Source organism: Nocardia callitridis (assembly GCF_039543305.1).
Classification (GTDB): Bacteria; Actinomycetota; Actinomycetes; order Mycobacteriales; family Mycobacteriaceae; genus Nocardia; species Nocardia callitridis.
On sequence record NZ_BAABJM010000003.1, the window covers coordinates 513,759 to 520,567 of the forward strand.

The 6,809-nt window shown below is 66.5% G+C and carries 8 protein-coding genes; 5 read left to right on the plus strand and 3 right to left on the minus strand.

The window, feature by feature from the left end; genetic code table 11:
• Positions 1 to 72: 72 nt before the first annotated feature.
• The 3 genes from ABEA50_RS20025 to ABEA50_RS20035 all read right to left on the minus strand — a co-directional run bounded on the left by ABEA50_RS20025 (position 73) and on the right by ABEA50_RS20035 (position 3,194).
• On the minus strand, positions 73 to 1,626 hold the full coding sequence (locus tag ABEA50_RS20025) for an FAD-dependent monooxygenase (RefSeq protein ID WP_345497080.1): 1,554 nt from the start codon (positions 1,624 to 1,626) through the stop codon (positions 73 to 75).
• Between the two features lie 399 nt (positions 1,627 to 2,025).
• Positions 2,026 to 2,646, minus strand: coding sequence for a TetR/AcrR family transcriptional regulator (locus tag ABEA50_RS20030; protein ID WP_345497081.1), 621 nt, complete (start codon positions 2,644 to 2,646; stop codon positions 2,026 to 2,028).
• A 206-nt stretch (positions 2,647 to 2,852) separates the two neighbouring features.
• Positions 2,853 to 3,194 carry a DUF1844 domain-containing protein gene (locus tag ABEA50_RS20035; RefSeq protein ID WP_345497082.1) on the minus strand — a complete coding sequence of 114 codons (342 nt, stop codon included), beginning with the start codon at positions 3,192 to 3,194 and terminating at the stop codon, positions 2,853 to 2,855.
• Between the two features lie 453 nt (positions 3,195 to 3,647).
• Here ABEA50_RS20035 and infC point away from each other — a divergent pair, with 453 nt between their 5' ends.
• The 5 genes from infC (at position 3,648) to ABEA50_RS20060 (ending at position 6,586) form a co-directional block, all read left to right on the plus strand.
• Positions 3,648 to 4,364: a translation initiation factor IF-3 gene (gene infC / locus ABEA50_RS20040; RefSeq protein ID WP_345497083.1), complete on the plus strand. Its 717-nt coding sequence runs from the start codon at positions 3,648 to 3,650 to the stop codon at positions 4,362 to 4,364.
• A gap of 57 nt (positions 4,365 to 4,421) precedes the next feature.
• On the plus strand, positions 4,422 to 4,616 hold the full coding sequence (gene rpmI / locus ABEA50_RS20045; protein WP_345497084.1) for a 50S ribosomal protein L35: 195 nt from the start codon (positions 4,422 to 4,424) through the stop codon (positions 4,614 to 4,616).
• 140 nt (positions 4,617 to 4,756) lie between these two features.
• Positions 4,757 to 5,137, plus strand: a complete 381-nt coding sequence (gene rplT, locus ABEA50_RS20050; protein WP_345497085.1) for a 50S ribosomal protein L20 — start codon at positions 4,757 to 4,759, stop codon at positions 5,135 to 5,137.
• 109 nt (positions 5,138 to 5,246) lie between these two features.
• Complete coding sequence (locus tag ABEA50_RS20055; protein ID WP_345497086.1) at positions 5,247 to 6,047, plus strand: TrmH family RNA methyltransferase; 801 nt, start codon at positions 5,247 to 5,249, stop codon at positions 6,045 to 6,047.
• A gap of 350 nt (positions 6,048 to 6,397) precedes the next feature.
• Positions 6,398 to 6,586 (plus strand): hypothetical protein, encoded by a 189-nt coding sequence (locus ABEA50_RS20060; RefSeq protein WP_345497087.1) that lies wholly within the window; start codon positions 6,398 to 6,400, stop codon positions 6,584 to 6,586.
• Positions 6,587 to 6,809 lie beyond the last annotated feature (223 nt).

Consider the following 6,809-nt stretch of genomic DNA (forward strand, 5'->3'; position numbering starts at 1 on the left):
ATGGGCTGCGGGGCACGCTCGTGTAGTGTTGTGCGGCTAGGACTTTCAAGCCTTTCAAGACTTTCAGGACTTTCAAGCCTTTCGCGGAGCGCCGAACCAGCGCCCGAGTGCTGCGCGGAGACGGCTGTCCTCCTGCCCGGTATCGGCGGCCCACGCGACGTAACCATCGGGCCGGATCAGCATGGCCTCGGTCCGCGCGGTGGTGTCCGCGTGGGCGGCGTGCACGGTGTCGACGCGGTCGTGCCAGGCAGCGGCCGTGGCGCCGTAACGGTGATCGGGAGTCGGGTCGAGCAGCACGCCGCGCGCTGGACGCAGGAGTTCGGTCACGCGAACTCCGGTGTCGAGCGTGCGGTCGGGGAACAGGTGCCCCGCCAAGGGGTGGTCATTGCCGATGTCGTAGCGCACGTCGGCACCCGACATCACTCCCGCGATGCGTTCGACGGCGCTCGTGTCCCGGAGGAGTTCGGTGAACAGCGTGCGCAGCGCGCCGAGTTCGGGGCCGGGCGCCATGAGTGCGGATTGCGACAACGACTGCATCATCACCCGCTCGCCCGCCGGGTAGCGCTCCGACTGGTAGGTGTCCAGGAGCCCTTCCGGCGCCCAACCATTCACCTGGGCCGCCAGCTTCCAGCCCAGATTGGCGGCATCCTGCAGGCCGAGATTCAGGCCGGGACCGCCCATCGCGGAGTGCACGTGCGCGGCGTCGCCGAGAAGGAAGACATTACCGTCGCGGTAACGCTCGGCCTGCCTGGTGTTCTGCTTGCCGACCCTGCGCAGCGCGTGCGGTCCCGGCCCGTGCGGTGCCTCGAACGGCACGTCGACGCCGAGCACGCGGTGCAGGCTCGCGCGTAGTTCGTCCAGCGTCATCGGGACGTCGTCGGGGGCGGGATCGGTGTCGAACTCCATGGTCGACAACAGTGGTCGTCCGGGTTCCAGTTCGCCGAACGTCACCGCGCCGCGATCGAACCTGTTGTGGCCGAAGGAGAGATGACCTGCTCCCGGAATGTCGATGCCGCCGTCGTCGCTGCGGATGCCGTCTGGCAGTGCGATGTGGGCGAGGCGGCTGACGGTGGGCAGGGTGACGCCGGGAAAGTCGATGCCGAGCCGTTTGCGCACGAAGCTGCGCCCACCGTCGGCGCCCACCAAGTAGGTGGTGTCGATGTCGTAGGACTCGGCTGGGCCACGCACGTTGACCCGCACACCGTCGTCGGTGCGGGTGAAGTCGGTGAGTTCGTGTTCCCAGCGCACGTCGATCCCGAGTTTGCGCACGTGGATGTCCAACCGGCGCAACAGTTCCGGTTGCGGCAGCCCGAGGGCATACATCGGGTTCTCTGGTAGCGCGTCGAGGGGTAGCGGTATCCCGGAGAACAGGAAGGCGGGGATCGGTCGCGGCGGACCGGGCGCACCGCCGAGTTCGTGGTAAAGGCCGCGCATGTCCAACAGGCGGATGACCTGGCCGACCATGCCGTTGGCTTTCGGTTCGGGATTGGGCCCCGGCAGCGGGTCGAGCACGATCGGTCGCACCCCGGCGAGTGCGAGTTCGATCGCGAGCCACAGGCCGTTGGGTCCGGCTCCCGCGATCACGATGTCGACGGACGATGCTGGGGTGGAAAGGTTTTCGGGCATGGCGAACCGGCCTCTTGTCGCGGGTGGTGGATGCCGTCGGTGCGATCGGCGAAGGGCGTGGCAGCGTGGACGAGCGCGCTGCGCACAATTCGGGTCGGGTATTCAGTTGTCTCGGATGTGGGCGGTGACCTCGGTGCGGGTGTGCGCCGCTTTTGTCGGGGTGCGTACTCAGTTGTTTCGGGTGTGGTGGCAGCCCTGCGGGACTCGGTGCGCGGACTGCTTGTTGCTCGAGGGTGCGTACTCAGTTGTTGCGGGTGTAGTTGGTATGCCTGCGGTGAACCGGGTGCGGGTGCCGCTCGTTGCTCGGGGGCGCGTGCTCGAGTTGTTGCGGGTGTGGGTGGTAGGCGCACGGCGACCTGGGCGCGGGTGCGTGCGCCGCTTTTGCCCAGGGGCGTGTGCTCAGTTGCTCCGGGGTGGCGGTGGCAGCCCGGCGGTCACCTGGGCGAGGGTGCGGTGCAGTAGTGCGGCCACCGGTTCGGGTGGGTCGGCGTGCGCGTAGGCGAGCGAGGAGGATTCCACGACCGCATTGATCACCCCGGCCACCAGGTGGGGGTACGGGTCGCGTAGCGGATCGATGCCGGTGCGTTCGGCGATGGCGGTGGCCCAGTCAGCGATATTGTTTCGCGCGATGATGGCGCGAATCTCCGGTGACGCGAACAGCTTTCGCACCTCGATCAGGTGTGCGGGCTCGGGTGCGGTGGTCGCGCGGTTCTCGATTTCCAGCGGCCGCACCAGCGCCGCGGCGATCGAGTCCCACAGCGGTTCGTCGGCGGGACGTTCGCGCAACACCGCCAAGCCGAGTCGGAATCGTTCCAGCTGTCGATAGGCGATCGCGTCGTACTTGCCGGTGAAGTAGTTGTTGAAGGTGCGCACGGAGACTCCCGCGCGCGCCGCGATGCCGTCGCGAGTGACGTTCTCCAGGCCGGATTCGAAGGCGAGTGTCAACGCGGCGTCGCTCAGCGCGCGGCGGGTGTCGAGCTTCTTTCGTTCCCGCAGTCCCAGCGCTTCTTCCTCGGCCATGAGTTCAGCGTAGACAAATGTTGCCCACTAGGCAATATTTCCTGGTGGGCAACATTAGTCAGCGCAGTATTGGACGTACCGGCCGGTCGGCGGTAAGTCCGTCTCGCTCGGATCTGCGCTCGTCCGATCGGATGAGAATTCGCCGCGAGGTGACAACTTCGGTGTCGTGAACTCGGCGGTAAGTGCCTCGCGGCAGCGCGGAACGTTCAGTAGACCGGGCCGGTGTACTTCTCGCCCGGTCCCTTGCCCGGCGCGTCCGGCTGCGCCGACGCCTCGCGGAACGCGCGCTGCAACGACTGCAGCCCGTCGCGGATCGGTCCTGCGTGCGGGCCGAGGTACTCGATCGACGCGGTGACCAGCCCGGCCAGCGCTGTGATCACTCGGCGCGCCTCATCCAGATCGCGCCGCTCGCTGTTGTCCGGGTCGTCGTCGGCGAGGCCGAGCTTCTCCGCCGCGGAACTCATCAACATCACCGCGGCACGGCTGATTACCTCCACCGCGGGGATGTCGGCCATGTCGCGCACGGAGGAGTCCAGCTCATCAGTCATGTCCTCAGGCTAGCGAGGCGGCGCGAAGTATTCGTACTCGGCCAATGACCAGGTCAGGTCGAATTGCCCAGCCCAGCAGGTCGCGACGGGGGTGGGAATGCGAGCGAGCGTGGCGTCCGCGACGAGGTCGGGCAACGGAATTCGGCCCGATTCGGCGATAGCGGAACAGAATGTTAAGCTGTACGGCGACGACCGCCCTGGGGTGCAATCTCGATAGTGAACGCATTTTCCCGGGGCTGATAAGTGGAGCCCGACTCCCACCGTTGCCGACGAGCAATCGTATCGGTCACACGGTCCGGTCACCCGCCCTTTACCGGGTCGGGTTTCTCGCGCGAGGTTCTCCCAGGAGAACCGAGTGGCGAGATCGGCGCGAGCATCGCTCGCGGGCGATGACCGGTCGACATCGGGCCCCGAGGCGGAATACCGCACCGGGGCTTTCGTGTTGAAAAGGGGTTGCAGTTATTGCACGCGGTCGTCTGGACGACACCGCTTGACCTAGGAGGCCCCATCAGCACTGAGACCCGCATCAACGATCGCATCCGAGTTCCCGAAGTCCGACTTATCGGACCAGGTGGCGAACAAGTTGGGATCGTGCGTGTTGAAGATGCCCTTCGCGTCGCGCTCGAAGCCGACCTCGACCTCGTCGAGGTAGCCCCGGATGCCCGTCCGCCGGTCTGCAAGATCATGGACTACGGCAAGTTCAAATACGAGACCGCGCAGAAGGCGCGCGAATCTCGCAAGAACCAGGTGCAGACCGTGATCAAGGAGCAGAAGCTCCGCCCGAAGATCGATGACCACGACTACGCGACCAAGAGGGGCCATGTCACGCGCTTCCTCGAGGCCGGGTCGAAGGTCAAGGTGACGATCATGTTCCGTGGACGCGAGCAGTCCAGGCCCGAACTGGGCTACCGGCTGTTGCAGCGTCTGGCCGCCGATGTGGCCGAGCTGGGTTTCGTCGAGACGTCGGCCAAGCAGGACGGCAGGAACATGACCATGGTCCTCGCCCCGCACAAGGGTGCGAAGACGCGGGTGAAGGCACAGCAGGAATCGGCGGCACGGCCGCCCGCCGCGCCGCGGCCGCCAGCATCGCCCGCCACGCCAGCGGCACCGGCACCAGCGGCACCGACGCCCGCAGCGGCATCGTCGGCGCCCACAGCGAAGCCGCAGTAATTCGATAAGCCGGTCGGCCCAACGTCGGTCGCCGGGACGAGACAGATAGAGGAATCCATGCCGAAGATGAAGAGCCACAGCGGCGCCTCGAAGCGATTCAAGGTGTCGGGCAAGGGCAAGCTGCTGCGTCAGCAGGCGAATCGTCGCCACCTGCTCGAGCACAAGTCGTCTCGCCGGACTCGTCGTCTGGACGGCACGGAGGTCGTCGCGGCCGCCGATACCCGTCGCGTGAAGAAGCTGCTCGGACTCTGACTTCGCGTCACCCGCGAACCGAGCAGTCGAACCGCAGCGAAAACGCATGCAGCGCACCGTGATCCGAGGATTCGGATCCGGCTGCCGACCCCGACCAATACCGGGCGCCGAACGCGCCCCTAGATCGACAGGACTGACCAGTGGCACGCGTCAAGAGGGCCGTCAACGCTCAGAAGAAGCGCCGTTCCATCCTCGAAGCATCCAAGGGCTACCGCGGACAGCGTTCGCGGCTGTACCGGAAGGCCAAGGAACAGCAGCTGCACTCGCTCACCTACGCCTACCGGGACCGTAGGGCGCGCAAAGGTGACTTCCGCAAGCTGTGGATCGCTCGGATCAACGCCGCGGCGCGCAGCAACGACATCACCTACAACCGCTTCATCCAGGGCTTGAAGGCCGCCGGTGTCGAGGTCGACCGCAAGAACCTCGCGGAACTCGCCGTCTCCGACGCCGACGCCTTCGCCGGTCTGGTGGCCATCGCCAAGGCCGCTCTGCCGCAGGACGTCAACGCTCCTGCCGCCTGAGTTCGCTCGGGTGACGAACAGAGAACTTTCGCAACGACCCGTGGAGGCGCTCAGCGAGCGCAATCCACGGGTCGTTTCGCTGAGTCGAGTCGACTCGTAGTGGGCCACTGTGGAAGCTGAGTCCATCGACTGGCGTAACTCACGCGTCGTTTCCGCCGTCAAACTGCACCGCGCCGCACACCGACGCAAAACCGGCCGCTTTCTCGCCGAGGGCGCTAATTCTGTTGCGGCGGCGTTGGATACGGGCCGAGTTCACGAGCTGTTCTACTCCGAGGCCGCCGCCGCGCGCGCACACGAGTTGATCGCGGGTGCCACGGCGCAGGGCGTGCGTACTACGTTGGTGAGCGACAGGGCAGCGAAGCAACTCGGTGAAACCGTCACGGCGCCGGGGCTTGTCGCGGTATGCGAACTGGTCGACGTGCCGTTGCCGGAGGTGCTCGCGGCGGGTCCACGCATGCTCGCCGTGCCGGTCGAGATGTCGGAACCCGGCAACGCCGGCACCCTGATTCGCGTCGCCGACTCGGTGGGCGTCGACGGCGTTGTGCTCGCGGGCAATACCGTCGACCCGCACAACGGTAAGTGCGTGCGTGCCAGTGCTGGCAGCCTTTTTCATGTCCCGATCGCCAGAGACCACGACGTGCAGGCGACATTGGCGGCATTGTCCGCCGCAGGGATCACCCTCCTGGCGACCGCGGCGAAGGGCGAGGTCGACCTCGGCGACGCCGACGACCTGTTCACCGGCCCGGTCGCTTGGCTGTTCGGCAGTGAGGCACACGGGCTCGATCCCGCCGTATCGCGCCGCGCCGATCACCGCGTGCGAATCCCCATCCGAGGACGCGCGGAAAGCCTGAATCTGGCTACCGCGGCGGCCATCTGCCTCTACGCGAACTCCAGGGTGCGTTACCGCTGAGGCGGATCGCTCGATCGGGACAAGACCGCGAGTCGCAGGGGCTTCGGACCGTAGAGCTGTCGCCTGTCGACTCGGTGCGCGGAGGAGGCTCTCGGCGCATACGGTGGGCGCGATCACGTACGCGGAAACGACGATCCAGAATTGGTGGCGTGAGTCCGCATTCCAGGGCGCCGCTACCGACTTGTCGGCCGCGACCTCCGGGCTCCTCGACCATGGTGGCGGTCTCTCTCGAAGACTGTGACGCGGAGGTCTGGCACCCGGAGCCGGTGGCGATCGAGCCCGGTGCGGCTGCTCGATCTCGCAGTGGGTCCGCTGGTCGTCACGGTCGGGTCCGGCTCGAAGACGGTCTCGTGAAGGCACAGCGCTGCATCCGGGATACCACGGTGTTGTGTGACACCCCGCTGGTGGCGCGTGCGGGAGTCGGGCGTCGGGTGTATCGCGCTGACCAACTGTGGACGGGGGAAGTGCCGCGTTTCACCGAGAGCGGACTCGGCTCGATGTGGTTGCCGAACAACGGCATTGCCCTGGCCGCGCCATAACCCCTGCCGTGGGAATCGCAGTCACACACCTGGGCATTGTCAACCTCGACGATAGGTGCCGCTCGAAGCGGGAGGCGGGTCCACGGGTCCACGAGTCCACGAGTCCACGAGTCCACGAGTCCACGAGTCCACGAGTCCACGAGTCCACGAGTCCACGAGTCCACGAGTCCACGAGTCCACGAGTCCACGAGTCCACGAGTCCACGAGTCCACGAGTCCACGAG